This window comes from Wenjunlia vitaminophila DSM 41686 (assembly GCF_000380165.1).
Lineage (GTDB): Bacteria > Actinomycetota > Actinomycetes > Streptomycetales > Streptomycetaceae > Wenjunlia > Wenjunlia vitaminophila.
The window spans coordinates 1-25,411 of record NZ_KB904701.1 but is presented as its reverse complement, the minus strand read 5'-3'; the positions used below and the strand labels follow the sequence as shown (position 1 = coordinate 25,411).

Annotated in this window: 23 protein-coding genes; 14 read left to right on the top strand and 9 right to left on the bottom strand. The window is 73.2% G+C overall.

Annotated features, from left to right (window positions below):
• Nucleotides 1-93: 93 nt before the first annotated feature.
• The gene (locus A3IG_RS0122175; RefSeq protein WP_104530829.1) at nucleotides 94-456 is read right to left on the bottom strand and encodes a winged helix-turn-helix transcriptional regulator; all 363 of its coding nucleotides are present in this window, start codon (nucleotides 454-456) and stop codon (nucleotides 94-96) included.
• Nucleotides 457-560: 104 nt separating this feature from the next.
• Here A3IG_RS0122175 and A3IG_RS0122170 point away from each other — a divergent pair, with 104 nt between their 5' ends.
• Nucleotides 561-1,196, top strand: a complete 636-nt coding sequence (locus A3IG_RS0122170; protein WP_018385785.1) for an NAD(P)-dependent oxidoreductase — start codon at nucleotides 561-563, stop codon at nucleotides 1,194-1,196.
• Between the two features lie 41 nt (nucleotides 1,197-1,237).
• Here A3IG_RS0122170 and A3IG_RS0122165 read toward each other — a convergent pair whose 3' ends face one another.
• Complete coding sequence (locus A3IG_RS0122165; protein ID WP_018385784.1) at nucleotides 1,238-3,439, bottom strand: serine/threonine-protein kinase; 2,202 nt, start codon at nucleotides 3,437-3,439, stop codon at nucleotides 1,238-1,240.
• 265 nt (nucleotides 3,440-3,704) lie between these two features.
• Between A3IG_RS0122165 and A3IG_RS0122160 the strand changes: the two genes are divergently transcribed.
• The 4 genes from A3IG_RS0122160 to A3IG_RS30850 all read left to right on the top strand — a co-directional run bounded on the left by A3IG_RS0122160 (nucleotide 3,705) and on the right by A3IG_RS30850 (nucleotide 6,851).
• Nucleotides 3,705-4,055, top strand: coding sequence for a hypothetical protein (locus A3IG_RS0122160; RefSeq protein WP_018385783.1), 351 nt, complete (start codon nucleotides 3,705-3,707; stop codon nucleotides 4,053-4,055).
• A gap of 58 nt (nucleotides 4,056-4,113) precedes the next feature.
• Complete coding sequence (locus A3IG_RS0122155) at nucleotides 4,114-4,668, top strand: hypothetical protein (RefSeq protein ID WP_018385782.1); 555 nt, start codon at nucleotides 4,114-4,116, stop codon at nucleotides 4,666-4,668.
• 90 nt (nucleotides 4,669-4,758) lie between these two features.
• Complete coding sequence (gene sigJ / locus A3IG_RS0122150; protein WP_018385781.1) at nucleotides 4,759-5,634, top strand: RNA polymerase sigma factor SigJ; 876 nt, start codon at nucleotides 4,759-4,761, stop codon at nucleotides 5,632-5,634.
• A gap of 74 nt (nucleotides 5,635-5,708) precedes the next feature.
• Nucleotides 5,709-6,851 carry an NAD(P)/FAD-dependent oxidoreductase gene (locus tag A3IG_RS30850; protein ID WP_018385780.1) on the top strand — a complete coding sequence of 381 codons (1,143 nt, stop codon included), beginning with the start codon at nucleotides 5,709-5,711 and terminating at the stop codon, nucleotides 6,849-6,851.
• A gap of 52 nt (nucleotides 6,852-6,903) precedes the next feature.
• On the opposite strand, the gene ilvD is transcribed toward A3IG_RS30850, so the two are convergent.
• The 3 genes from ilvD to A3IG_RS0122130 all read right to left on the bottom strand — a co-directional run bounded on the left by ilvD (nucleotide 6,904) and on the right by A3IG_RS0122130 (nucleotide 10,791).
• Complete coding sequence (ilvD, locus tag A3IG_RS0122140) at nucleotides 6,904-8,760, bottom strand: dihydroxy-acid dehydratase (RefSeq protein ID WP_026220542.1); 1,857 nt, start codon at nucleotides 8,758-8,760, stop codon at nucleotides 6,904-6,906.
• Between the two features lie 112 nt (nucleotides 8,761-8,872).
• A complete protein-coding gene (locus A3IG_RS0122135; protein ID WP_026220541.1) occupies nucleotides 8,873-9,685 on the bottom strand; it encodes a sugar phosphate isomerase/epimerase family protein in 813 nt (270 codons plus the stop codon).
• Nucleotides 9,686-9,852: 167 nt separating this feature from the next.
• Complete coding sequence (locus A3IG_RS0122130) at nucleotides 9,853-10,791, bottom strand: Ppx/GppA phosphatase family protein (RefSeq protein ID WP_026220540.1); 939 nt, start codon at nucleotides 10,789-10,791, stop codon at nucleotides 9,853-9,855.
• A gap of 84 nt (nucleotides 10,792-10,875) precedes the next feature.
• On the opposite strand from A3IG_RS0122130, the gene A3IG_RS0122125 reads away from it, so the two are divergent.
• Entirely contained in the window at nucleotides 10,876-11,670 is a 795-nt protein-coding gene (locus tag A3IG_RS0122125; RefSeq protein ID WP_051087596.1) for a hypothetical protein, read from the top strand.
• Between the two features lie 64 nt (nucleotides 11,671-11,734).
• On the opposite strand, the gene A3IG_RS35410 is transcribed toward A3IG_RS0122125, so the two are convergent.
• On the bottom strand, nucleotides 11,735-13,555 hold the full coding sequence (locus A3IG_RS35410; protein ID WP_018385775.1) for a BACON domain-containing protein: 1,821 nt from the start codon (nucleotides 13,553-13,555) through the stop codon (nucleotides 11,735-11,737).
• 316 nt (nucleotides 13,556-13,871) lie between these two features.
• Between A3IG_RS35410 and radA the strand changes: the two genes are divergently transcribed.
• Both radA and disA read left to right on the top strand, forming a co-directional pair.
• Nucleotides 13,872-15,272, top strand: coding sequence for a DNA repair protein RadA (gene radA / locus A3IG_RS0122115; RefSeq protein WP_018385774.1), 1,401 nt, complete (start codon nucleotides 13,872-13,874; stop codon nucleotides 15,270-15,272).
• A gap of 175 nt (nucleotides 15,273-15,447) precedes the next feature.
• Nucleotides 15,448-16,554, top strand: coding sequence for a DNA integrity scanning diadenylate cyclase DisA (gene disA / locus A3IG_RS0122110; protein ID WP_018385773.1), 1,107 nt, complete (start codon nucleotides 15,448-15,450; stop codon nucleotides 16,552-16,554).
• Nucleotides 16,555-16,634: 80 nt separating this feature from the next.
• On the opposite strand, the gene A3IG_RS0122105 is transcribed toward disA, so the two are convergent.
• Entirely contained in the window at nucleotides 16,635-17,477 is an 843-nt protein-coding gene (locus tag A3IG_RS0122105; RefSeq protein WP_026220539.1) for a hypothetical protein, read from the bottom strand.
• A 145-nt stretch (nucleotides 17,478-17,622) separates the two neighbouring features.
• On the opposite strand from A3IG_RS0122105, the gene A3IG_RS0122100 reads away from it, so the two are divergent.
• From A3IG_RS0122100 to A3IG_RS0122080, 5 genes are all read left to right on the top strand, one after another.
• Entirely contained in the window at nucleotides 17,623-18,663 is a 1,041-nt protein-coding gene (locus A3IG_RS0122100; RefSeq protein WP_018385771.1) for an HhH-GPD family protein, read from the top strand.
• A 176-nt stretch (nucleotides 18,664-18,839) separates the two neighbouring features.
• Nucleotides 18,840-19,526 carry a SigE family RNA polymerase sigma factor gene (locus A3IG_RS0122095; RefSeq protein WP_018385770.1) on the top strand — a complete coding sequence of 229 codons (687 nt, stop codon included), beginning with the start codon at nucleotides 18,840-18,842 and terminating at the stop codon, nucleotides 19,524-19,526.
• Nucleotides 19,523-20,176 carry a hypothetical protein gene (locus A3IG_RS30840; RefSeq protein WP_018385769.1) on the top strand — a complete coding sequence of 218 codons (654 nt, stop codon included), beginning with the start codon at nucleotides 19,523-19,525 and terminating at the stop codon, nucleotides 20,174-20,176. Before A3IG_RS0122095 ends, A3IG_RS30840 begins: the two co-directional genes overlap by 4 nt.
• Before the next feature lie 4 nt (nucleotides 20,177-20,180).
• Nucleotides 20,181-20,864, top strand: coding sequence for a two-component system response regulator CseB (cseB, locus tag A3IG_RS0122085; RefSeq protein ID WP_018385768.1), 684 nt, complete (start codon nucleotides 20,181-20,183; stop codon nucleotides 20,862-20,864).
• Between the two features lie 3 nt (nucleotides 20,865-20,867).
• Nucleotides 20,868-22,142, top strand: coding sequence for a sensor histidine kinase (locus A3IG_RS0122080; RefSeq protein ID WP_018385767.1), 1,275 nt, complete (start codon nucleotides 20,868-20,870; stop codon nucleotides 22,140-22,142).
• Nucleotides 22,143-22,158: 16 nt separating this feature from the next.
• Here A3IG_RS0122080 and A3IG_RS0122075 read toward each other — a convergent pair whose 3' ends face one another.
• Complete coding sequence (locus A3IG_RS0122075; RefSeq protein ID WP_104530828.1) at nucleotides 22,159-23,655, bottom strand: MDR family MFS transporter; 1,497 nt, start codon at nucleotides 23,653-23,655, stop codon at nucleotides 22,159-22,161.
• Between the two features lie 609 nt (nucleotides 23,656-24,264).
• Here A3IG_RS0122075 and A3IG_RS0122070 point away from each other — a divergent pair.
• Nucleotides 24,265-24,888 (top strand): TetR/AcrR family transcriptional regulator, encoded by a 624-nt coding sequence (locus A3IG_RS0122070; RefSeq protein ID WP_040912115.1) that lies wholly within the window; start codon nucleotides 24,265-24,267, stop codon nucleotides 24,886-24,888.
• A 177-nt stretch (nucleotides 24,889-25,065) separates the two neighbouring features.
• Here A3IG_RS0122070 and A3IG_RS0122065 read toward each other — a convergent pair.
• Nucleotides 25,066-25,411: M23 family metallopeptidase (locus A3IG_RS0122065; RefSeq protein WP_018385764.1), on the bottom strand; the 346-nt coding region annotated here is incomplete at its 5' end.

The window sequence follows — 25,411 nt, the reverse complement described above, 5'->3', positions numbered from 1 at the left end:
CGTCCTCGTACTGGGCGTACATGGACGATCCCGACAACGCAGCGAGCGTGCGTGCCAGGCGTCACGACCCAGGCGGGATTCATCAGACAGGCCCTAAGGGCTGGCCGACTCGCGGGCGTCGAGCAGTTGCTCCCAGTGCGCCTCGGCCCAGGCGCAGGCCACGTCGAGCGGGCCGAGGAGGCTCCGCCCGAGCGGTGTCAGCTCGTACTCCACGTGTCTCACCCCTCCGGTCCGCACCCTGCGCACCACGAGTCCGTCCCGCTCCAGCGCACGGAGCGACTGGGTGAGGACCTTGGCCGTGACACGGCGGAGCGGAACCCTCAGCTCGGAGAAGCGCCTGGGGCCGTCCTCGAGACAACGAATGATCATCCCCGCCCACTTGTCGCCGATGCGGATCGGGGACAGGTCGGACGGGCACACCGGGTCGAACATCTCCGGGTCCAGTGGCGCGGTCACGAGGTCACGGTACGCGGTATCCCGGAGGTAACCAGGGGCCTGGCTACCGTGCACGGGCAGCACCGCGGAACGGCGGTCTCACGACTTGGGATGCGAGGTCCTCGATGAGCAAGGTCATCATCTTCGGCGCGGGCGGTCGGGCGGGGCGGGCCGCGGTGGGCGAGGCCCGCCGCCGCGGCCACCAGGTCAGCGCGGTGGTCCGGGACCCGTCCCGACACGCCGACCTCGGCGCCCCGGAGGTCACCCTCCTGGCAGGCGACGTCACCGACGCCGACGGGGTGGCGGACCTGGCCACCGGCCACGACGCGGCGATCGCCGCCGCGGCCGACCTCGGCGCCGACCCCGGCGCCTTCTTCCCCGCCGCCGCCCGCGCCCTGCTCGAGGGGCTCCAGCGGGCCGGTGTGGGCCGCCTGGTCGTCGTCGGCCTCGCGTCGGTCCTGCCCACCGCCTCCGGGACACCGCTGATGGACACGCCCGGCTACCCGCGGGAGTACCGCGCCTTCTCCCTCGGGCACGGGGCCGGAACGGCGGTGCTGCGGAACGCGACCACGCCCGTGGACTGGCTCGTCGTCAGCCCGGCCGGCGACTTCGACCACCAGGGCACGCGCACCGGCCGCTACACCGTCGCCCCGGCCGACGCCGACAGCCGCATCTCCTACTCCGACCTGGCGATCGCCCTGCTCGACGAGATCGACGACCCGCGCCACCGCCGCACCCACATCGGCGTCGAGGGCGCCTGAGGCCGGTTGGTTCCCTCCCGCGCGACCACCGGCCGCACCGGTCAGCCGTCCAGGCTGTCCACCGGAACCGAGAAGACCGTTCCCCTGGGGGTGAAGCCGAACACCCGTCCTCCGGCGACGAGGGGCGGGGGCTGGTCCGCCAGCATGCCGTGCAGCGTCGGGTCGAGGCGCTGCGCGGTCTGGCCGGTCAGTTGGCCACGGCGCAGGTCCACCGCGAGCAGACGCCCGTCGGAGGCGGACAGGAACAGCCGGTGGCCCGCGACCACCGGCGGGGAGGGGTTGCTCACCGACGTCGGGAGCTCCCACTTCACCACGGGGCCGGCGCGCCCCTCCCCGGTGTCCACCGCGAGCAGGGTGCCGTTGTTGGCCAGCACGTACACCATGTCCCCCGCGACCGCCGCCGAGGCCCCGTCGATCGAGTAGGGCAGCGCGGCGCGGGTGGTCCCGCTCCTGGCGTCATGCCGCACCACGGCAATCGCCCGGGTCGCCACCTCGGGGTCGTACTCGAGGAGGAACAGCACGTCACCGTGGGCACCGATCGGCGTCAACACCCCGGAGAAACGTTGCTTCCAAGGGACCGCACCGCTCTCCGGCCGCACGGCGCTCACCACCGTCGTGGCGCCGTCGTCCGCGGTGTCGAAGAGGTAGGCGGTGCCGCCGAACGACGTCATCGCCGGTGCGGGGTGCTCGGGGAAGCTCGTGCGCCAGCGTTCCCGCCCGGAGCCGGCGTCCAGGGCCGTCACCGTGCCGTCCCCGCCGGCGCTGAGCACCGTGTCACCAATGGCGACGCAGCAGTTCTGCTGTTCCGAGACGTCAACCCGCCACCGCACCGAGCCGCTGCGCGGTTCCAGCGCGGCCAACGTGCCGCCGCCCTGCTGGATCGTGTGCACCAGGCCACCGGCCGACCGTGGCACGTGGACCCAACCCTGGCTCAGGTCCGTGCGCTCGGCCGCGACGCTCCACTCCACCGCACCGTCCTCGGTGGATATCCGCGCCGCCGCGACCCCGCGGTCGGCGCAGTACAGCGCCGTGCCGGCCAGCGAACAGCGGGGCGCGTGCACCTCCCGGGGAGGTTCACTCCCGGCGGACGCCACCCGGGTCTCCCAGGACCGGGCCTCGGTGCCGCCCTCCTGGTGCGGCTGCCCCTCCCCCGCGGGCGCCGGCGCCCGACCGGAGGAGTCCAGGGCCTGCGCGCCGAAGAACCCTCCGCCCGCCAACAGCACCGCGGCGACCACGGCGAGCAGCACCGGGCGCCGCCCGCGGTGCCGGCGGTCACCGTTCACCCGTTGGTCCCCGTCCGGGGCCGGCGTGTCCTCCGGCTCCGGTTCGGCCGGTGGTTCGGGGTCCGGCGCCCGGACCGCTCCCCGGCCCCGCCCCCGTTCCGCCCCCGGGTCCTGCCGGCGTCCGCCCTCCGGATCGCGCCCGGCGGGACGGGCGTTCCCCATGGCCACGGCCACCCGGCTCATCAGCTCCCCCGGGGTGGGCCGGTCCGCCGGGTCCTTGGACAGACAGGCCCGGACCAGCGGGCGCAGCTCGTCCGGCACCTCGTCGAGGTCGGGCTCGTCGTGGACCACCTGGTAGGCGACCAGGTAGGGACTGTCCGCGTCGAACGGGCCACGCCCCAGCACGGCGTGCACCAGCAGGCAGCCCAGGGCGAACACGTCCGCGGCCGGTCCCACGTCGCGGGGGGTGCGGAACTGTTCCGGCGCCATGAACGGCGGGGTGCCGATCACCTTCCCGGTCTCCGTCCGCAGCGAGCTGTCGTGCGGCCGGGAGATCCCGAAGTCGATGACCTTGGGACCGTCCGCGGCGAGCAGCACGTTGCTGGGCTTCAGGTCGCGGTGGACCACACCGGCCCGGTGGATGTCCCGCAGGGCCTCCGCCATGCCCGCGGCGAGCTGCCACACCTGCTCGACGGGGAGCGGTCCCTCCTCGCGCACCTTCTCGGCCAGCGTCGGCCCGGCGACGTACAGGGTGGCCATCCAGAGCCGTTCGGCGTCCGCGTCGGCGTCCACCACCGGCGCCGTGAACGCCCCGCTGACCCTGCGGGCGGCGGCCACCTCCTGGTGGAACCGCGCGCGGAACTCCGGGTCGGCGGCGAGCTGCTTGTGCACGACCTTGACCGCGACCTCCCGGCCGGACGGCGAGTGCGCCAGGTAGACCACGCCCATTCCCCCGGCCCCGAGCCGGGAGTCGAACACGTAGTTCTCGAGGAACACCGTGTCCTGGTCACCCAGGTGCATGATCCCTACCCCCGCTGTGCCCTGCCCGAGTCCTGGCAGCACAGCCTAAGGGGAGCACCTGTGGGCAGCCGAGGACGGCTCCGGCGCACCGCGCGGGCGGGTGGGGAGACACAGGGCGGGCGGGTCGGGAGACACAGGGCGGGCGGGTCGGGAGACACAGCGCGGGCGGGTCGGGAGACACGGGGAAAAGGTCCCTGGTTGAACGGCAGTCGCTTGCTACTCTCGCCCGACTGGAATAAGTCATAAGAGATGAACGGGGGAGCCAGTGACCACTGACGACGTCCGCGAGGTGGAGACGACGCCGAACGGTGACGGAGCGGAGCAGCCCGAAACGGCCCAGGCGCAGGGGGACACCGCGCTGCTGGCGTCGTCCACCGTGTACTACACCTCGAGCACGACGGTGACGCCGGTGCACGCCGGCCCCTCGACCAGCTACACGAAGGTCGGTGACCTGCCGAAGCACTCCGGGATCACCATCATCTGCCAGACCCAGGGGCAGTCGAAGTCGGGGCCCTACGGCACCTCGACCATCTGGGACAAGATCGGCAACGGCCGCTACGTGCCGGACAGCTACGTGTACACCGGGAGCGACGGGTACGTCGCGCCCAAGTGCTGACCCGCGCGGACCGGCCCGCCTGAGCCGACCCGGGCCACCACAGGACGATAATCGCGCCATGTCCGAGCAACACGACGGCCAGCCGGCTCCCGGTCCCGAACCGGGGGCCGGGGCCGGACCCGGGGTGGGCGCCGGGGCGGGACGGAGGCCCCCGGAGCCGGAGGCGATCCGGTTCTTCGGCACCAGTTGGGTCCGCCACGACGGCGGCTACGCCCTGCGCCGGGTCGGGGTGGGCGTCGGGGCGTTGCTCGCCGCGGGCGGGGTGTCCCTGGTGTGGCTGCTGGTGCTGCGGGGTGTACAGGCCTCCCAGGCCGGCTCGTTCGCCACCGTGCTGCTGCTCGGGGCGCTGGTCGTCTGCTCCCTCCTCGCCGCCAGGCGCACCTGGACCCTGCTGACCGAGGGTGAGGAGGAGGCCGTCGGGGACCAGCAGTCGATGGCCGCGGTGATGTTCCTCGGCGCCGTGGGAGCCCTGCTCGCCTACTTCGCCCGGAACGTGGTGGAGGCCCCCGGCGAGGCGCTCCACCGCCGTGCGTACGAACGCACCGGGCGCGAGGACGCCAAGGGTGCGGCAGGTGCCGACCGGGCTGCGGAACGGCGCCGGCGGCCCCGTTGACGCACCGCCAGCCGCCACCCTTCCTGGGCCGGTGTCACACCCGGAACGGCTGCGTCGTCTCCCTGGAAAACCCGACCCGAGGGGGACGTTGTGGCGGAGCTTGAGGACTTCGACGGTTGCCGCGGGCACCTGTGGGGCATCGCGTACCGGATCATGGGCACGGCCAGCGACGCGGACGACGCGGTGCAGGAGGCGTGGCTGCGCTGGCAGCGGGTCGATCGCGGCGAGGTGGCCGACGCCCGCGGCTTCCTCACCACCGTGGTCAGCCGCATCTGCTACGACCTGCTGGGTTCTGCCCGCGCCCGTCGGGAGACCTACGTCGGGCAGTGGCTGCCCGAGCCGCTGCTCTCGGGCCACGGTTCGGGGCCCTCCCCCGAGGACCGGGTCACCCTCGACGAGTCGGTCGGCCTGGCACTGCTCACCGTGTTGGAACGGCTCACCCCGGCGGAGCGCACCGCGTTCGTGCTGCACGACGTGTTCGCGGTGCCGTTCCCGGAGATCGCCGAGGTGGTGGGCAGGACCCCGGACGCGGTGCGGCAACTCGCGTCCCGGGCCCGCCGCCGGGTGCAGGAGCAGGCCCCCAAGCGCTCGGTGGACCGGGCGGAGCACCGGCGCGCCCTGGACGCCTTCGTCGCGGCCACCCTCCACGGGAACCTGGAGGACCTGATGGAGGTGCTGGACCCGGAGGTGGTCTGGCGCGCCGACGGCGGGGGGCTGATCGCGGCCGGCCCGAGGCCGGTGGAGGGCGCGGAGAAGGTGGCCCGGCTGGTGTTCGGCGTGATGCGCCGGGGGGACCCCCGGGAGCTGGACTTCCGTGTCCTGGACGTCAACGGGACCCCCGGCCTGGTCGTGGTGGACCCCCGCGGGGAGAAGACCGGCGTGTACGCGTTCACGGTCGCCGACGGTCTGATCACCGAGGTCGATGCGGTACTGAATCCGGAGAAACTCCGCCATCTCGACCTGTGACGGGGGCCACGCGGTCACAAGTCGGGCCGCCGCATCGTCTGTCTTGCGTACCCCCGTTCGTAGGAGGCGATCCCATGGACCAGCACATCGTCGTACTCGGGGCCGGTTACGCGGGAATGATGGCCGCGTTGCGGCTCGCCCCCCGGCACCGCGTCACCGTGATCGACGCCGCCACGCACTTCACCGAGCGGGTACGACTGCACGAGCTGGCGGCCGGGCGGACCCGTACCCGCATCCCGATCACCGAACTGGCCTCCAGGGGTTCGGCGCCGGGCCCCGAGCCGGTGACCGGGCACGTGGTGGGGATCGACCTGCAGGACAAGGTGATCCACACCAGGGACGGCGGGGAGTACTTCTACGACAAGCTGGTCTACGCCCTGGGGAGCCACACCGACACCACGGCCCCCGGGGTGGCCGAGCACGCGTACACCGTGGAGCGCGCCCGGGAGCTGCGGGCCCGGCTCGCCGGGCAGGAGCACGGGACGCTGGCGGTGGTGGGCGGCGGCCTCACCGGCACCGAGTTGGCCGCGGCGCTCGCCGAGGCGTACCCGGGGTGGCGGGTCCGCCTGGTCACCTCGGGGGAGCCGGTGCCTGGGCTCTCCGAGCGGGGCCGGGCCCACGTGCTGCGCGCGCTGGACCGGCTGGGCGTCGAGGTGCTCCGCGAGCACCGGGCCCTCGCCGTGGACGAGCACGGGGTGCACACCGGACGGGGTCTGGTTCCGGCGGACGCGGTGGCGTGGGCGGCGTCGTTCACCGTGCCGAACGTGGCCGCGCGGAGCGGCCTCGCGGTGTACCGGGACGGCCGGGCGATGGTGGACCAGATGCTGCGTTCGGTGTCCCACCCCGACGTGTGGGTGGTCGGGGACGCCGCGGCGCTGGCCGTGCCCAGGGCGGGAGTGATCCGGATGGCCTGCATGACGGCGATGCCGGTCGCCGCGCACGCCGCCGACACCATCAACGCCCTGACCAGCGGCCAGGAGCCCAAGCCGTTCCGCTTCCGGTACCTGGTGCAGTGCGTCAGCCTGGGCCGGCGGGACGGCGTCATCCAACCGGTGCGGGCCGACGACTGCCCGTTGAACTGGGTGCTCACCGGCCGTACCGCGGCCTGGGTGAAGGAGCGCATGTGCCGGTTGTCGTTCCTGGCCCTCCAGGTGGAGCGGCGCCGCCCGGGCTCGTTCAGTTGGCCGAGGCACTCCCCGCTGGGCGGGGCGGCCTGAGCCGGCGCCCGCCCGCAGGGCCGCTCCGCCGCCCGCGCGCGAACCCGGCCGCTCAGTGGCCGCCGAGCCGGTCCAGGTCGCGGACGGCTCCCTGGTCGGCCGAGGTGGCCAGGGCCGCGTACGCGCGCAGCGCCGCGGACACCGGGCGCCTCCGGTCAGCGGGACGGTAGCCGCCGAGGCGTTCGAGCAGTTCGGCCCGCCGCTCCTCCAGCTCCTGCGCGGGGACCCGCAACTCGAGGGAGCGACCGGGGATGTCGATCCGGATCAGGTCCCCGTCCCGGACCAGGGCGATGGTGCCGCCGGACGCGGCCTCCGGGGACGCGTGTCCGATGGACAGGCCGGACGTTCCGCCGGAGAACCGTCCGTCGGTGATCAGCGCGCACTTGGCGCCGAGCCCCCGGCCCTTGAGGAACGCCGTCGGGTACAGCATCTCCTGCATCCCGGGGCCTCCCCTGGGGCCCTCGTAACGGACGACGACCACGTCGCCCTCCTTCACCCGCTTGTTCAGGATCGCCTCGACCGCGTCCTCCTGGGACTCCACGACCACGGCGGGGCCCTCGAACGTCCAGATCGACTCGTCCACCCCGGCGGTCTTCACCACACAGCCGTCCTCGGCGAGGTTCCCGTAGAGCACCGCCAGGCCGCCGTCCGCGGTGTAGGCGTGCGGGACGTCCCGGACGCAGCCGCCGACCGCGTCGGTGTCCAGGGAGTCCCACCGCTCGGACTGCGAGAACGCGGTGACCGAACGGACACAGCCGGGAGCGGCGTGGAACAGCTCGGCCGCCTCGGGGGACGCCGAGCCGCCCCGGACGTCCCAGGTCTTCAGCCAGTCGGCGAGCGAGGGCGCGTGCACCGCGTGCACGTCCTCGTGCAGCAGCCCGGCCCGGTGCAGCTCGCCGAGGATCGCCGGGATGCCGCCGGCCCGGTGCACGTCCTCCATGTAGTAGCTGCTGTTGGGCGCGACCTTGCAGATGCAGGGCACCCGACGGGAGATGGCGTCGATGTCCGCCATGGTGAAGTCGAGCCCGGCCTCCCGGGCGGCAGCGAGCAGGTGCAGCACGGTGTTGGTGGAGCCGCCCATGGCCACGTCGAGCGCCATGGCGTTCTCGAAGGCCGCCCTGGAAGCCACGGTCCTGGGCAGCACGGAGCTGTCGTCCTGCTCGTAGTACCGGCGGGTGATCTCCATCACCGTGCGGCCGGCGTCCTCGTACAGCGCCCGGCGCGCGGTGTGCGTGGCGAGCACCGAGCCGTTGCCGGGGAGCCCCAGGCCCAACGCCTCGACCAGGCAGTTCATCGAGTTGGCGGTGAACATGCCGGAACAGGAGCCGCAGGTCGGGCAGGCCGCCTCCTCGATGCGCTCCAGGTCCTCGTCCGAGACCCGGTCCGAGACCGCCTCGGACATGGCGCTGATCAGGTCGAGCCGCGGCCGGACCGTGCCGTCCACCAGGACGGTGCGGCCGGACTCCATCGGTCCGCCCGAGACGAAGACGGTGGGGATGTCGAGCCGGAGGGCCGCCATCAACATGCCCGGAGTGATCTTGTCGCAGTTGGAGATGCAGACCAGGGCGTCCGCACAGTGCGCCTGCACCATGTACTCGACGGAGTCCGCGATCAGGTCCCGGGACGGGAGCGAGTAGAGCATCCCGCCGTGCCCCATGGCGATGCCGTCGTCCACCGCGATCGTGTTGAACTCGCGGGGAACCCCGCCGGCGGCCTTGACCGCGTCGGAGACGATCCGGCCCACCGGGGCGAGGTGGGTGTGCCCGGGGACGAACTCGGTGAAGCTGTTGGCGACCGCCACGATGGGCTTGCCGAAGTCCTCACGGGCGACGCCGGCCGCACGGAGCAGGGCCCGTGCCCCCGCCATGTTCCTGCCGTGGGTGACCGTACGAGACCTCAAGCTGGGCACTGTCGCTCCACTCCCTACCTGCAACCGCACCGGGAACCACCGTTCTCCCGAGCCTACGCCCCAGGCCGACATACGGACCAGTTGTCCAGGATTCGGACCCGGGCCCGGACCGCTAACCGGTGCGGGGCGTGGTCGCGGACGCCAGGTGCAGCCGGGTGTACGCCAGGGCCTCGGCCAGATCGGCCTCGCGTTCCGCCGCGGACAGCGCCCTGCGGGTGTTGACCTCGATCACCACGTGCCCGGTGAAACCGTTGCTGGCCAGCCGCTCGAGGAGCTCGGCACACGGCTGGGTGCCCCGACCCGGGATCAGGTGCTCGTCCTTCGCCGAACCGTTGCCGTCGGCCAGGTGCACGTGGGCCAGCCGGTCGCCCATCCGGTCCACCATCCGCAGCGCGTCGGAGCGGGAGGTCGCGGTGTGCGACAGGTCCACAGTGAAGTGCCGGAAGTCCTCGTTGGTGGGGTCCCAGTCGGGGGCGTAGGCGAGCACCTCCCGGTCCCGGTACCGCCAGGGGAACATGTTCTCCACGGCGAACCTGACGTCCGTCTCCCCCGCCATCCGCCAGATGCCCTGGACGAAGTCCCTGGCGTACGCCCGCTGCCAGCGGAACGGGGGGTGCACCACCACGGTGGAGGCACCGAGGCGCTCCGCCGCGGCCCTGGCCTTGACCAGCTTGGCCCACGGGTCCGTGGACCACACCCGCTGGGTGATCAGCAGACACGGCGCGTGCACCGCGACGACGGGCAGCTCGTGGTAGTCGGACAGCCGTCGCAGCGCCTCGATGTCCTGGCTGACCGGATCGGTCCACACCATCACCTCGACGCCGTCGTAGCCCAGCCGACTGGCGATCTCGAACGCCCTCGCCGTGGACTCCGGGTAGACGGCCGCGGTGGAGAGGGCGACCTTGGCGTCCGGTACCCGCACCACGTCCCGGACCCCACGGTCCGCCGACTGCTCCGCTGCTTCCGCCACGCACACCAGCGTACGGCGGGTGGGCGGCACCACGGGAGACGGCGTCCCGCCAGGACGAACACGGAACCCGCAGACCAGCGGCGTGCGCGCGGTCACGGCACGGCCGGACGGGGCCCCGCCGGTCAGGCCCCGTTGGTGGTGAGCAGGTCCAGACGGCGCAGGATGACGCCCTCCCGCAGCGCCCAGGGGCAGATCTCCAGCTCGTCCACCCCGAACAGGTCCATCGCGGCGTCGGCGACCAGCGCCCCCGCCAGCAACTGGTGCGCACGGCCCTCCGAGACACCGGGCAGGCCGGCCCGTTCCTTCGCCGTCATCCCGGCCAGCCTCGGCACCCACTCCTCCAGCGCCCGCTTGCCCAGGGCCCGGGGGACGTGGGGCCGGTCCGCCGAACGGGGCGCACCGGTGATCCTGGCGAGCTGGCGGAACGTCTTGGAGGTGGCGACCGCCCGGTCCGGCGCGCCCAACCGGCTGAACTCCGCCACCGTCCGGGCTATTCGGGCCCGCACGTCCTTGCGGACCTCACGGACGTCCTCCGGGGGCGGCGGGTCACCGCGCAGGTGCGCCTGGGTGAGCCGGCCCGCGCCCAGCGGCAGCGAGACAGCGGCGTCCGGGTCCTCGTCGATGCCGCAGGCCACCTCGAGGGAGCCCCCGCCGATGTCCAGGACCAGCAGCCGCCCGGCCGACCAGCCGCACCACCGGCGGGCCGCGAGGAAGGTGAGCCGGGCCTCGTCGCGGCCGGACAACGCGCTCAGCGCCACCCCGGTCTCCCCCTTCACCCGGGCGATCACCTCGTCGCCGTTGGTCGCGTCACGCACCGCCGAGGTGGCGAACGGCAGCACCTCCTCGACCCCCTTGTCCTCAGCGACCCGCAACGCCTCGGCGACCGTCTCCACCAGCCTGGTGACGCCGTCCTCGTCGATCGCTCCCTCGCTGGTCAACAGCTCGGCCAGCCGCAGTTCGGTCTTGTGGGAGTAGGCCGGCAGCGGACGCGCACCCGCGTGCGCGTCCACCACCAGCAGGTGGACCGTGTTCGATCCCACATCGAGGACTCCGAGACGCATGCCCTGCACGCTAGCGCCCCGGGCCCGGACGCGCGGACCCGGCAACGATGCCGCAACCATGCCCTTCCCCCTTACCCTGACCACGTGGCACAGCGAGAACAACCGGGGACGAGCCCATCCCACCCCGCCCGGGACGAGGCAGACCTGGACTTCCCCCGCGCCTGGGTGGAGTTCCCCGACCCCGCGGACGACGAGCAGGTGTTCCGCTGCGACCTCACCTGGCTGACGTCCCGCTGGTCCTGCGTCTTCGGTCGTGGCTGCCAGGGCATCGCGGCGGGGCGGGCCTCCGACGGCTGCTGCACCCTCGGGGCGCACTTCTCCGACGAGGAGGACGAGGAACGCGTGCTCAAGCACGCCTCCCGGCTGACCCCCGAGATCTGGCAGCACCACGGCGTCCAGGACGGGCCGGGGATCGTGCAGGCCAACGAGGACGGGGAACGGCAGACCCGCCTGGTGGACGGCGCCTGCGTCTTCCTGAACCGGCCCGGCTTCCCCGGCGGGGCCGGCTGCGCCCTGCACACGCTGGCGCTGCGCGAGGGTGTCGAGCCGCTGCGGACCAAGCCCGACGTGTGCTGGCAGCTCCCCGTCCGCCGCACCTACGAGTGGGTGGACCGGCCCGACGACACCCGCGTGCTGGTGGTCTCCATCGGCGAGTACGACCGCAGGGGGTGGGGGCCGGGGGGGCACGACCTGCACTGGTGGTGCACCTCCGCCAGGTCGGCGCACGGCGCCGGCGAGCCGCTGTACCTGTCGTACCGGGCCGAGCTGACCGAGCTGATGGGCGAGGCCGGCTACCGGCAGCTCGCCGAGGTGTGCGACCAGCGGCTGGCCAGCCAGCTCCCGCTGGTGGCGGCGCACCCGGCGGACCCGGAGGGCTGAGCGGCCCACGAGCCCCCCGGGGGTCCCTCGGCACGCGTGTCACCAACGCCCCGGGACAGCACACCTAGGGCGGCTCCGTGGTGGCGCTGGGCGCGACGGCGAAGCGCTCACCGGACGCGGAGGGCGGGTCGCTGGGCGACGGGGACCCGGTCGGGCCCGTTCCCTGGACGGCCACGGCGGTGCCCGACGGCTGGAACAGCACCTGGGCGCTCCACGGGCCGCTCGGTTGCCGGTCCCCGATCACCCAGATGGTGACCGTGGTCTGCTCGCCCGGCCGCAGCGTCCCCGAGCCCTGGCTCAGCGCCAACCAGTCGGCGTCGGTCGTGGCCTGCCACCTCACCTCGGTCTCCCCCGAGACGCTCAGCGCCACCACCGTGTCCTCGCCCTGGGTCTGGGCGGACACGGTGAGCCGGCCGGGCTCCGGAGGGCTCGAAGGGGCGGGTTCGGAGGCGGACCCACTCGGCCAGGGACCGGCGGTCGAGGGCCCGGCCGAGGAGCGGGGCTCCTCCTCGGGGAAGGCCGAGGAGGAGGCGGGGGGACGGCTCGGGGAGGCGGTGGTGGACCGGTCGCCGGCCGGCCGTCCGTCCCGCGCCACCCCGGTGGGGCCACCGTCCGACCGCGGCGTCCCCTCGTCCGCGGGCAGGCCCTCGCCGGATGCCGTGGCCGGTCGGCCCTGCCCCGAGGTCGCCGCCTCCTCCTCCCCCCGCTCGGCCCACAGCAGCAGCGCCGGGGCGGCGATCACCGCGGCCACCAGCGCGGTGGTCAGCACCCGGTGCCGCAGCAGGACGCCGAGCAGCCCCGGCTCCCGCACCCCGACCGGGAAGCCCCTCCGGTCGAAGCGGGGCTCCACCGCCCGCCCGGACGGCTGCCGGGGGCCGGCACCGCGGTTGCTGACGCCGTCCGACCACCCGCTGCGTGTCCTTCCCGCCGGGGCGGCCCCGCCCCGCGCGATCCGGGATGCCGCTCCGCGGTCCCCCGCGACGGCCATCGCGGTCAGTACCGAGGCACGTGGCGTCGGCACCAGCGCCAGCACGTCGGAGGTCGCCTCACCCGGCCCCGCGGCGGCCTGGCGCTGCGCGGTGCCCCGACACCGACCGCACTCCGCCACGTGCCGGACCAGTTCCTCGCGCAGCGACGAGCCGAGCAGCACCGCCGGATTGGCGGGCAACCCGGCGAGGGCGGGGCAGTCGCCCTCCCGGACCACCGCGACCGCGACCCTGGTCCGCTCCACCTCGGCCGCCGCGCGGGAGAGCAGGGTCCGGGTCTGGCCGGGGTCGAGGCCGAGGACCGCGGCCACCTCCCGGGGGCTCAGCCCGTGCCGCACCGCGAGCTCCAGCGCCTCCCGCTGGTCCGGGGTGGTGCCGGCGGCCTCCGGCCAGGCCAGCGCGGCCAGCTCGGCGCGCCGCCGCTCGGCGAGCGTGCCGCCGTCCCGCGCCCCCGCGTCCGCGGCTCCGGCGAACGGGGGTGGCGGCACGGCGGCGGCACCCCAGTACGCGGGCCCGGCCGGTGGGAGGGCCAGCCGCCGCAGGCAGGCGTACCGGGCCAGCGAGTACAGCCAGGGGCGCAGCAACTCGCGGTCCCGCAGCCGGGCGCGGTCGCGGTCCGCGAGGGCCAGGGCCTCACCGAGGGCGGCGACGGCGGCGTCGTGGTCGCACAGCACCGAGAGGCAGTAGGTGAACAGCCCGTCCACATACGGCTCGTAGGGCATCCAGGGCTGCCCGGGCGGCGGTGTGACCGCGCGGTGCCTGGTGGCACCGGCCGCCTGGGTGGAGCCACGTTCTGGTTGCGGCGCCTCGTGGGCACGGGTCCGCGGCGCCGCGCGGCGCCGACGGTGGTCCGGCCGTCGGGGGCCCTCGGGGGAGTTGGAGTCGGACCTGCTCATCATCCCGGCGACGGTAGGCGCACCGTGCGATTGCTTTCACTCGGAGGCGAAGGCATTAATTCCATTGGGTGATTGATCTCAGCACGGCGGGTGAGGCGCCTCACCCTTGCGCGTGAAGCACCGCAACGGTGCTCGGTGATTGACCGTTCACCTTCGAAAACGCGCACGTAAGAAGGGTTCCGGTCCGCTCCGGTTCGGCGCCAACGTTCGGTCACTGCGTTCGGTCACTGCATTCAGTCACTGCGCTCGGTCACCGCACGGCCGCGGGGTCCGCCGCTGCGGCGACCGGGCCGTCGGTGCGGGGCGCTACGGTGAGCGCATGGCTGCCCGCACCGCCCGTTCCTCCGCCAAGGACCGCCCGTCGTACCGCTGCACCGAGTGCGGCTGGACGACGGCCAAGTGGCTCGGCCGGTGTCCCGAGTGCCAGGCGTGGGGCACCGTCGAGGAGTACGGCGCGGCGCCGGTGCGCACCACGGCTCCGGGGCGGGTCACCACGCCGGCGAGGCCGATCGGCCAGGTGGACGGGCGCACGGCGGAGGCCAGGACCACCGGTGTGCCCGAGCTCGACCGGGTGCTCGGTGGCGGCCTTGTGCCCGGTGCGGTGGTGCTGCTCGCCGGGGAGCCGGGGGTGGGCAAGTCCACCCTGCTGCTGGACGTCGCGGCGAAGGCGGCCACGGCGCAGGGCCCCACGCTGTACGTCACCGGCGAGGAGTCCGCCGGACAGGTCCGGCTGCGGGCGGACCGGATCGGTGCCCTGGCCGACCACCTCTACCTCGCGGCGGAAACGGACCTGTCCGCGGTCCTCGGTCACCTGGACGACGTCAAGCCCGCGCTGCTGGTCCTGGACTCGGTGCAGACCGTGGCCTCCCCCGAGATCGACGGCGCGCCCGGCGGCACGGCGCAGGTGCGGGAGGTGGCCAGCGCCCTCATCCGCGCCTCCAAGGAGCGCGGCATGGCCACGCTGCTGGTGGGCCACGTCACCAAGGACGGTTCCATCGCCGGTCCCAGGCTGCTGGAGCACCTGGTGGACGTGGTGCTGCACTTCGAGGGGGACCGGCACGCCAGGCTGCGGCTGATCCGCGGCGTGAAGAACCGCTACGGGGCCACGGACGAGGTGGGCTGCTTCGAACTGCACGACGAGGGCATCACCGGGCTCGCCGACCCCAGCGGGCTGTTCCTCACCCGGCGGGCGACCCCGGTGCCCGGGACCTGCCTGACGGTGACCCTCGAGGGCCGCCGCCCCCTGGTCGCCGAGGTGCAGGCGCTGACCGTGGACTCCCAGATCCCCGCGCCCCGGCGCACCACCGCGGGGCTCGAGTCGCCCCGGGTCTCCATGGTGCTGGCGGTGCTCGAGGAGCGGGGCAAGGTCAACATCGGCAAGCGGGACATCTACACCGCGACCGTCGGCGGGGTACGGCTCACCGAGCCCTCGGCCGATCTCGCGATGGCCCTCGCGGTGGCCAGCGCCGCGGTGGACGCCCCGCTCCCGGAGAACCTGGTCGCCATCGGCGAGGTGGGGCTCGCGGGCGAGGTCCGCCGGGTCACCGGGGTGCAGCGCAGGCTCGCGGAGGCCGCCCGGCTGGGGTTCACCCGGGCGCTGGTCCCCCCGGACCCCGGCAGGATTCCCCGGGGGATGGACGTCACCGAGGTCGCCGACATAGGAGAGGCGCTCAACGCCTTGCCGAAGAGGCCCCGGCGTGCGGAGGGCTCGCAACGGTAAACTTCGCCCTGGTCCCGCGCGCCCGTCGGTGCTTCGCCCAGGGTCTGCGGGCCCGGCGGCCCGGCCACGGCCCGTCGCCGGGACACGGTCGTCCGGGGGGACGGCACTGTCTGCCCGGGGCCGCTGCGGGGCCGAGTTCCGGCCACCGCGGACACGACGTGACCGGAGGAGTGCAGTGGCAGCCAACGACCGGGCCGACCGGAGCCCCGGCGCTGAAGCCCTGGTGCGCGCCTCGCTGAGCGCTGTGGCGCCGGGTACCGAACTGCGTGACGGCCTCGAGCGCGTGTTGCGGGGGAACACCGGCGGGCTCATCGTCCTGGGGATGGACCGGGTCGTGGAGTCGATCTGCTCCGGCGGGTTCGTGCTGGATGTGGAGTTCTCCGCGACGCGGCTGCGCGAGCTGTGCAAGCTGGACGGCGCGGTGGTGCTGGACAAGGACATCACCAAGATCGTCCGAGCGGGGGTGCAGCTCGTCCCCGACCACACCATCCCCACCCGGGAGACCGGCACCCGGCACCGGACGGCGGAGCGGGTGAGCCGGCAGACCGGGCTCCCCGTGGTCTCGGTGAGCCAGTCGATGCGGCTGATCGCGCTCTACGTGGGCGGGCAGCGCCGGGTGCTCGAGGACTCCGCGGCGATCCTGTCCCGCGCCAACCAGGCGTTGGCCACCCTGGAGCGGTACAAGATGCGGCTCGACGAGGTCGCCGGCACCCTGTCCGCGCTGGAGATCGAGGACCTGGTCACGGTCCGGGACGTCACCGCGGTCGCGCAGCGCCTGGAGATGGTGCGCAGGATCGCCGCGGAGATCGCCGAGTACGTGGTCGAGCTGGGCACGGACGGGCGGTTGCTCTCCCTCCAGCTCGACGAGCTGATCGCCGGAGTGGAGCCGGAGCGCGAACTGGTCGCCCGCGACTACGTTCCCGAGCGCTCGATCAAGCGGGGGCGCGGGGTCCAGGAGGTGCTGGCCGACCTGGACGGGCTGGCCCAGTCCGAACTCCTCGAGCTGCTCGTGGTCGCCCGGGCACTGGGGTACCCCGGCTCGCCCGAGGCCCTGGACGCCGCGGTCAGCCCACGCGGGTTCCGGCTGCTGGCCAAGGTCCCGCGGCTGCCCAACGCCGTGATCGAGCGGCTGGTGGAGCACTTCGGCGGCCTGCAGAAACTGTTGGCCGCCAGCGTCAGTGACCTGCAGACGGTTGACGGCGTGGGCGAGGCCAGGGCGCGCTCGGTGCGCGAGGGGCTGTCCCGCCTGGCCGAGTCCTCCATCCTGGAACGGTACGTCTGACCAGGCGGCCCCCGCCCCCGGCGGGGGCACGTCCCCGCTCGTGATCTGCGGCGGGCCCGCCGCCGGTGACGAGCGGGCCGTCAGCTCCGCAGCAGGAACGGCGTGGTGGCCCGACCCAGGCCCGGGACGCTGACCTCGGCCTCGTAGGAGCCGTCCTCGGCCGTCAAGGACCCTGAGGGGGTGGCGCACTGCGGAGCACTGCGCTCACGGTCCCAGGTGTAGGTGCGGGTGGCCTTGCCACTGCCCGGCACCCGCACCAGGTCGGCGGCGAGGCTGGTCGGGCAGTCGTCCGACGCCCACACCTCCCGGTCCTTGCCGTCGATGACGGTGAGCACCGCGGCGGCCTGACCCAGATCGACCTTGCAGGAGGAGTCCAGGGAGTTGCTGATGGTCAGGGTGAACGTCGGGCGCTCCGTGGCCTCGTAGGAGTTCTCCGCGCTGCGCAAACTCAGACTGACGTTGTTGACGGCGCAGTCCGGCAGGGCGGCGGTGCCGTCCCCGCCGCTGGTGCCCGGGTCGGTGCCGCTGGTGGAGTCGCTGCCCACGTCCTCGCCCGACCCACCGACGGTGCCACCGGTGTCGTTCCCCGGGTCCGCGCCGGCGTTCTCCGCCCCGTTGTCCTCGCCACCGGCGTCCTCGCCACCGCTGTCCGAGCTGCTGTCGTCACTGGGGCGGCCGCCGGGGCGCTCGGTGATGGCGTTGGAGTCGGAGGGACCAGGATCAGGGGTGATGGACTCCGCGGGCCGCCGCCCGTCGGTCCCAACGGCTTGGCTCTTCTTGTTGTCCGAGTTACCCGAAGTGCCGGAAACGACGGCCCACACGATCAACGCGATGGCAAGGGCGAGCAGGCAGAGCACAACTGCCCTGCGGCGCCAGTAAATCGACGGGGGCAGTGGTCCGACCGGGTGGCGCATGGAGTCCACGCGCAAACTCTACGAGAGATCACCAGCGCTACAGCGCACCACCCGCCGACAGACCGCACGTCTTTCCCGATTTTCGAGATCATCATGCCGTTCCCGGGCGGAGGATTACCGGCACCGCCGGCACCCGTGCCAGGATCGGCCCGTCATGACTGTGCGCTCCCCGACCGACCTTCCCGCGACTGGCGTTCCGCCGACCGACCTTCCCGCGACTGGCGTTCCCGCGACTGGCGTTCCGGCGATCGACGTTCCGGCGGCCGACGCTGGGACCGGCGCCGGCACCGCCGGGGGCCCCACCGCAGACACAGCGGACCCGCTCCACGAACCGGTGCTCGGCTGGTACCTGGCCCACGCCAGGGACCTGCCGTGGCGGCGCCAGGACGCGTCGCCCTGGGCCGTCCTGGTCAGCGAGTTCATGTTGCAGCAGACCCCGGTCACCCGGGTGCTCCCGGTCTACGCCGAGTGGTTGGCCCGGTGGCCGGTGCCCGCGGCACTCGCCGCGGAGCCGCCCGGTGAGGCCGTCCGCGCCTGGGGCCGGCTCGGCTACCCCCGCCGCGCGCTGCGGCTGCACGCGGCTGCCACGGCCGTCGTCGAGCGGCACGGCGGCGACGTTCCCAGCGACCACGCCGAGTTGCTGGCGCTGCCGGGGGTCGGCGAGTACACCGCGGCGGCCGTGGCCTCGTTCGCCTTCCGGCAACGCCACGCGGTGCTCGACACCAACGTCCGCCGGGTCCTCGCCCGCGCCGTCAGCGGGGTGCAGTACCCGCCCAACGCCACCACCGCCGCGGAGCGCCGTCTCGCCCAGCGGTTGCTGCCGGGGGACGAGGCCACCGCGGCGCGTTGGGCGGTCGCGGTGATGGAGTTGGGGGCGCTGGTGTGCACGGCCCGCGCCCCACGCTGCGACCGGTGTCCGATCGCTCGCCGCTGCGCCTGGCGGCTCGCCGGAAGCCCCGCCCATGACGGTCCGCCACGGCGCGGACAGACCTACGCCGGGACCGACCGCCAGGTGCGCGGCAGGCTGCTGGCGGTGTTGCGCGAGGCCACAGGACCGGTGGCGCAGTCGGCCCTGGACGCGGTCTGGGACGACCCGGTACAGCGTGCCCGGGCACTGGACGGGCTGGTCGCGGACGGCCTGGTGGAACCGCTGGCGGCCGGCGTCTACCGGCTCCCGCAGGGCCCGCCCGGCTGAACGGGCCGGCCGGGACACCGTTACAGCGGCGTTGTTACACAACTGTGTGTTTACCGCAGGCGGTCCGTGCGGTCACGGTCACCAGGGTGGGACAGCAGGTCCGTAGCGTCTCCCTCAGCCGCCCCGGCCACCGCACCACTCACCGGGCCGGGGGCACGCCGCTGAAGGGGGACCGCATGGACAACGTCGCCGCGCACGGTTTCGAGGACTTCGGTGAGTACGTGCGCGAGCGGGGTGACGCGCTGCTGAACGTCGCCCGGGGGCTCACCGCCAACCCCGCCGACGCCCAGGACCTGCTCCAGACCGCACTGCTGCGCACCTTCCCCCTCTGGGACGGCATCACCGACAAGCGGCACGCCGACGCCTACGTGCGGCGCGTCCTGGTGAACACCCGCACGAGCTGGTGGCGTTCCCGCAAACTCGACGAGTTCCCCACCGAGCAACTGCCCGAGACCCTGGTGGGCGACGGTGCCGAGCAGCGCGCCGACCGTTCGATGCTGATGCGGGCACTGGGCGGCCTTTCCCCGCAGCAGCGCGGTGTGGTGGTGCTCCGCTACTACGAGGGCCTGGACACCGCGGAGACGGCGCAGGCCCTCGGCATCTCCACGGGCACCGTGAAGAGCACGCTGCACCGGGCGTTGCTGCGCCTGCGGGAGGACCTCCGCCGCCAGGAACTCAGCCAGGGCACCACGGGCACCGTCCGAGCCCGGCGGGGCGACGCCGCACGACCCGGCCGGGGCGTGCCGACCGGCCGCCACACCCACCGACCCGCCACGTCCGCACCCGTTCCGCTCATCGCCGCGGGCGGTGGCCGTGCACCGGGGCCGGACTCCGTCCCGTTCCACCAGCGGGAGGCGGCTTGACCGGCTGGTTGTGGTTCAGGCTCAGCGTGCTGGGGGTGATCCTCGCCGGCACGCTCGGCATGGTCACCTGGGTCGGCAGCCCCGAGGGGAACCCGGTGCGGATCGAGGGGGCGGCGCCGAAGGTGAGCCGGGTCCGGGCCGCCGGCGAAGCAGCAGAGCCGTCCCCGCCCGAGGCACCGCCGTCCGCGGCCGTCGAGGCCGCCCCCCCTGAGGAGGCTCCGAGTCCCGTCCCGGGCGTGCCCGCCGAGAAGGCGGTGGCCTTGCTCCGCGCCGATCGGATGAACACCGGCGGTCGGGAGATACTGGCCTGTGACGGTCGCAGCGGCGGGTACCCGGTGGACGTGCACCTCGCCGCGCTCACCGACAGCAGCCCGACGGATCTGGTGATCAACGTCACCACCTGCGGCGACGGCATCGGCATCGCGTCGTATGTGTACCGTTCGGTACGAGGTGACTATGTGAACGTCTTCCGCGCCGAGGACACCTCGGTGTGGGCCAAGGCGGCCGGGAACGGCCTCCAGGTCATCCGCCAGGACTACGCCGAGGACGACCCGGTGTACGGCCCGTCGGGCGAGACGGTGACCATGTACCGGTGGGACGGCTCGGCATTCGTGCTGACCTCCCTGGAGAAGCGGAACCACGGGAAGTAGCAGCATGCCGGAGAACCACGTGCTCTTCGTGGAGGACGACGACGTCATCCGCGAGGCGACGCAGCTCGCGCTGGAACGCACCGGCTTCAAGGTCACCGCGGTCGCCGACGGACTCGCCGGGCTGGAGTCGTTCCGTGCCGGCCATCCGGACATCGCCCTGCTGGACGTGATGGTGCCCGGGCTCGACGGGGTCAGCCTGTGCCGCCGCATCCGGGACGAGAGCACCGTGCCGGTCATCATGCTCTCCGCCCGCGCGGAGTCCATCGACGTGGTGCTCGGGCTGGAGGCCGGGGCCGACGACTACGTCACCAAGCCGTTCGACGGGGCGGTGCTGGTCGCCCGGATCCGGGCGGTGCTGCGCCGCTTCGGACACGCCGGGGCCGAGCCGGCGGCGCAGTCCCAGGGACCGCTGCGCTTCGGCGACCTGGAGGTCGATCCGGACGGCCTCGAGGTGCGCAGGGACGGTCAGCCGGTGGCGCTCACCCCGACCGAGATGCGGCTGCTGCTCCGTTTCGCGTCCGCGCCGGGCAGCGTGCTCAGCCGTGACCACCTGCTGGAGAAGGTGTGGGAGTACGGCTGGGGTGGTGACACCCGGGTGGTGGACGTCCATGTGCAGCGGCTCCGCGGCAAGATCGGCGCCGACCGGATCGAGACCGTGCGCGGCTTCGGTTACAAGCTCAGGGTCTGAGCGGTGGCCGCACGCCCCATCGGGCTGCGCTGGAAGCTCAGCGCGGCGATCGCGCTGGTCTCCGCACTGGTGGCGCTGGCCCTGAGCCTGCTGGTGCACAACGCGGCCAGGGCCAGCATGCTGGACAGCTCCCGCGACGCCCAGGACGAACGGCTGGAGTTCGCCCTGCGCGCCTACGACTCCGGGGGGCAACTCGTCTTCGACGCCAGGCTGGACGACCCCACGCTCCCCGAGCCGCTGCGCCGCGCCGTCGTGAAGGGCAAACGGGCGACGTACGTCGAGGAGCGCGGCGACGGCCCTCCGCTGGTGTGGGCGGCGAGCCAGGTGGGCGACCAGGTGATGTCGCTGAACGGGCGGTTCGCCGACCGGGACCGGGCGCTGCGCCGCATGGACCAGGTGCTGCGGGTCGGGTCGGTGCTGGTGGTGCTCAGCGGCACCGCGCTGGGCATCCTCATCGGCGGCCAACTCTCCCGGCGGCTGCGCAAGGCCGCGGTCGCCGCCCGGGAGCTCGCCGGAGGCGCCACCGAGGTCCGGGTCCAGGAGGCGATCGGGCGTCCCGCCCGCGACGAGACCGACGAGCTGGCACGGGCCGTGGACGCCCTCGCCGACGCACTGCGCAAGCGGCTCGAGGCCGAGCGCAGGGTCACCGCGGACATCGCCCATGAACTGCGCACTCCCGTGACCGGCCTGGTCACCGCGGCCGAGCTGCTGCCGCCAGGCCGCCCCACCGAGCTGGTGCGCAACCGTGCCCAGTTGCTCCGCACCCTGATCGAGGACGTCCTGGAGGTGGCCCGGTTGGACGGCGCGGCGGAGCGGGCCGACGAACAGGAGGTCGCGCTCGGCGAGTTCGTCCGCCGCCGGGTGGAGCGCCTGGACCCGGAAGCCGCCGTCGAGGTCACCAGGGAGGCCCGGGTGCGGACCGATCCGCGGCGCCTGGAACGGATCCTGGGCAACCTGCTGTCGAACGCCAGGCGACACGGCTCCCCGCCGATCGAGGTGACGGTGCAGGGGGCCGTGCTGCGGATACGCGACCACGGGCCTGGTTTCCCCCAGACGCTCCTGTCCGACGGGCCCAGCAGGTTCCGCACCGGGACCACGGACCGGGCCCGCGGTCACGGCCTGGGCCTGACCATCGCCGCCGGGCAGGCCCGGGTCCTCGGGGCGCGGCTCAGCTTCCGCAACGCCCAGGGGGGCGGCGCGGAGGCCATCGTCTGGCTTCCGGCCCAGGCCGAGACCGACGACGGGACCCCCGGTCCCGGCTCGCCGGGACCGGCCTGACCCCGTGGGCCCGGGGTCAGGCCCCCACCGTCTCCACCGGGGCGGGCGCCTTGGGTGACGACGGCGCGTCCTTGGGGCCGCCGCCGCGCAGCGGCACCTCCTGGACCGCGAAGGCCACCACGAAGGCGATCACGGATATCAGCGCACCCCACAGGAACACGCTGTGCGTCCCGCTGGACACCCCGTGCAGGTAGGCGTCCCGCACCGTGGCCGGAAGCTCCTCGAGCCGGCTGGGATCGATCTGGCCTCCGCCGACATACTGCTCGGCCTTACTGCCCAGGCGGTCGGTCATCGTCGCCTCGACACGGTTGGCGAAGAGCACGCCGAACACCGAGACCCCGAACGAGCTGCCGATGGTGCGCAGCAGCGTGGCCGTGGAGCTGGCGACGCCCATGTCCTTCATCTCCACGCTGTTCTGTGCCACCAGCATGGTGATCTGCATCAGGAACCCGAGGCCGGCACCGAGTACGGCCATGTACACGCCGGAGGTGACCCGGGACGTCCCGGTGTCCATCAGGGAGAGCAACAGCGATCCCACCACCAGCAGGGCGCTGCCCAGGATCGGAAAGATCTTGTACTTCCCGGTCTCGGTGGTGACCCGGCCCACGACCAGCGATATCACCAGCATGGAGACGAGCATCGGCAGTAGCAGCATGCCGCTGTTGGTGGCGGAGGCTCCCTGCACCGTCTGCTGGTACAGCGGGAGGAAGGTGACCGCGCCGAACATCACGAACCCGGTGATGAACCCGATCGAGGTGATCAGGGAGAAGTTGCGGCTGCGGAACACGCGCAACGGCAGCACCGGCTCCGGGGCGGAGCGCTCCACCAGGAAGAAGGCACAGAGGCTGCCCGCGGCCAGCACGGCCAGGCCGACGATCTGGGCGGAGACCCAGTCGTACTCCGTGCCGCCCCAGGTGGTGATCAGCACCAGGGAGGTGATGCCCACCGTCAGCAGCGCCGCACCCGGGTAGTCGATCTTGGCCTTGATGTGCTTCTTCGGTAGGTGCAGGGTGGCCCACACGGCGAACAGCGCGACGATGCCGATCGGCAGGTTGACGTAGAAGCTCCAGCGCCAGCCGAGGTGATCGGTGATGCTGCCACCCACCAGGGGCCCGCCGATCATGGCTACCGCCATCACGGCCGCCATCATCCCCTGGTACCTGCCGCGCTCCCGGGGCGGCACCAGGTCACCGATGATCGCCATCACCCCGACCAGCAGGCCGCCCGCACCGAGGCCCTGCACCGCGCGGAAGGCGATGAGCTGCCCCATGTCCTGGGCCATACCGGAGAGCCCGGAACCGATCAGGAAGATCACTATGGAGGTCATGAAGACGCCCTTGCGACCGTAGAGGTCGCCGAGCTTGCCCCACAGCGGGGTGGATGCCGCGGTACCCAGGGTGTACGCCGTGACCACCCAGGAGAGGTGGTTGAATCCGCCGAGCTCGCCCACGATCGTCGGCATGGCGGTACCGATGATCATGTTGTCCAGCATCGCCAGGAGTATGGCGATCATGAGGCCACCGAGCACCACCCGGATGCTCCGCTGGGGCGGCCCCCCGTCCTGGCGGTCCGGGCCCGACCCCCCGCCGCCCAGCCCCACCGTGCCTGAGCGCCCGGATCCGAGCTCATCGGAGCCCGGACCGGCGGCACCCGGGGCCGGGCCCCTCGCTCCCGCCGCGTCCCCCTCGCCCTTGGACCCGGCCCCGGGTGAGCGTTTGGTCGCCATCAGTGACCTTCCCCCTTTGGTACGGTTCTTGCGCCTTGCTGCGATCCCCCTGCCGTGGCCCTGGCGCCCAGCCGTGAGGCGGCGCCGCAGCGACCGTGCCGCGGCACAGGAGCACGCGGCGACCTTCGGTGCCGCGCACTGGCCACCGGGGTACTTGACCAGAGCAGTACTGGACAACGCGGCGCTCGATCGGAGACATCTGCCGTAGACACGTGTCGCATCTCGTCTCGGGCAGCCGTCTGGGACGCCTGTCTCAGACAACTGCCGTAGACATCAGGCCGAAACGCTGGCCGGAACCCCGGCCTTCTTACTTGCCGACCGGTAAGCTCTACCATGGAGACCCTAAGGGAGTCACTTGCCGGGCGTCAAGTAAGGTTGTTGCAAAGGCGGGAGATCATGGGAACGCAGGCTCGGTCACGCGGGGTGGACACCCGCAGCCGTATCGAGGAAGTGGCGCTCGACCTGTTCTGCGAACAGGGCTACGAGAAGACATCACTGCGCGAGATCGCTGACCGGCTCGAGGTGACCAAGGCTGCGCTCTACTACCACTTCAAGAGCAAGGAGGACATCCTCATCAGCGTCGTCGAGACCGTGGGGCAACCCCTCACCGAGCTCGTCGAGTGGGGGATGAGCCAGCCCCGCACCCTGGAGACCAAGCGGGAGATCCTGCGCAGGTACGGAGATGCCGTGGCCGTGGGCGCCCCGCTGTTCCGCGTTCTCCAGGAGAACCACGCGGCGCTGCGCGACCTCAGCATCAAGGAGTCCTTCCGGGAACGGATGGTCCAGCTCACCAACCTCCTCTGCGAGGACGGCGGCCCCCTCTCCGACCGCGTGCGGTGCAGCATGGCGCTGTTCAGCCTGCACGGCGGGATGTTGATGCTGCGGGACACCAACACCTCACCGCAGGAGCGGCAGGCCGCGGCCCTGGAGGTGGCCTACGAACTCCTCGGGGCCACCGAGTCGGCCCGCCGGTCCTCCGGCGACCAGGCAGCCGCGCCGGCGGGACAGCCCGGCGCGTAGCCCCGCCCGCCGGCAAGCGACCGCCCGTTCGCGGCGGGACCGTCCTGGGCGGGGCCGTTCGCGGCGGGGCCGTCCTGGGCGGGACCGAGCCGGGCGACGGGTGCCTGGCGGCACGCACAGCGCCGCCCCCGGGTGTGGGGGCGGCGCTGCGACCGGTGTGCGGTGTCCCGGGGCGGGTCAGAGGTTTATGCCCTTGGCCTGCAGGAAGGGGACGGGGTTGATGGCGGAGCCGTAGATCGGGGTGTTGCGGACCTCGAAGTGCAGGTGGGGACCGCTGGAGTTGCCGGTGTTACCGGACAGGGCGATCTGCTGGCCGACGTTGACCTTCTGGCCGACCTGGGCCTTGAAGGCGGACAGGTGGGCGTACTGGGTGTAGCGGCCGGTGTCGTGCTTGATCACGATGTTGTTGCCGTAGGCCCCACCCCAACCGGCCTCCACGACGGTACCGGCGTGGGCGGCGTGGACCGGGGTGCCGGTGGGCACCGCGAAGTCCTGACCGGAGTGCTTGTGCGCCCAACGCGCA

Coding starts and splice junctions, on each gene's coding strand:
- A3IG_RS0122170 (WP_018385785.1), top strand. CDS start 561: ATGAGCAAGGTCATCATCTTCGGCGCGGGCGGTCGGGCGGGGCGGGCC.
- A3IG_RS0122165 (WP_018385784.1), bottom strand. CDS start 3,439: ATGCACCTGGGTGACCAGGACACGGTGTTCCTCGAGAACTACGTGTTC.
- A3IG_RS0122155 (WP_018385782.1), top strand. CDS start 4,114: ATGTCCGAGCAACACGACGGCCAGCCGGCTCCCGGTCCCGAACCGGGG.
- A3IG_RS30850 (WP_018385780.1), top strand. CDS start 5,709: ATGGACCAGCACATCGTCGTACTCGGGGCCGGTTACGCGGGAATGATG.
- A3IG_RS0122130 (WP_026220540.1), bottom strand. CDS start 10,791: ATGCGTCTCGGAGTCCTCGATGTGGGATCGAACACGGTCCACCTGCTG.
- A3IG_RS35410 (WP_018385775.1), bottom strand. CDS start 13,555: ATGATGAGCAGGTCCGACTCCAACTCCCCCGAGGGCCCCCGACGGCCG.
- radA (WP_018385774.1), top strand. CDS start 13,872: ATGGCTGCCCGCACCGCCCGTTCCTCCGCCAAGGACCGCCCGTCGTAC.
- A3IG_RS0122100 (WP_018385771.1), top strand. CDS start 17,623: ATGACTGTGCGCTCCCCGACCGACCTTCCCGCGACTGGCGTTCCGCCG.
- A3IG_RS0122095 (WP_018385770.1), top strand. CDS start 18,840: ATGGACAACGTCGCCGCGCACGGTTTCGAGGACTTCGGTGAGTACGTG.
- cseB (WP_018385768.1), top strand. CDS start 20,181: ATGCCGGAGAACCACGTGCTCTTCGTGGAGGACGACGACGTCATCCGC.
- A3IG_RS0122075 (WP_104530828.1), bottom strand. CDS start 23,655: ATGATCGCCATACTCCTGGCGATGCTGGACAACATGATCATCGGTACC.
- A3IG_RS0122070 (WP_040912115.1), top strand. CDS start 24,265: ATGGGAACGCAGGCTCGGTCACGCGGGGTGGACACCCGCAGCCGTATC.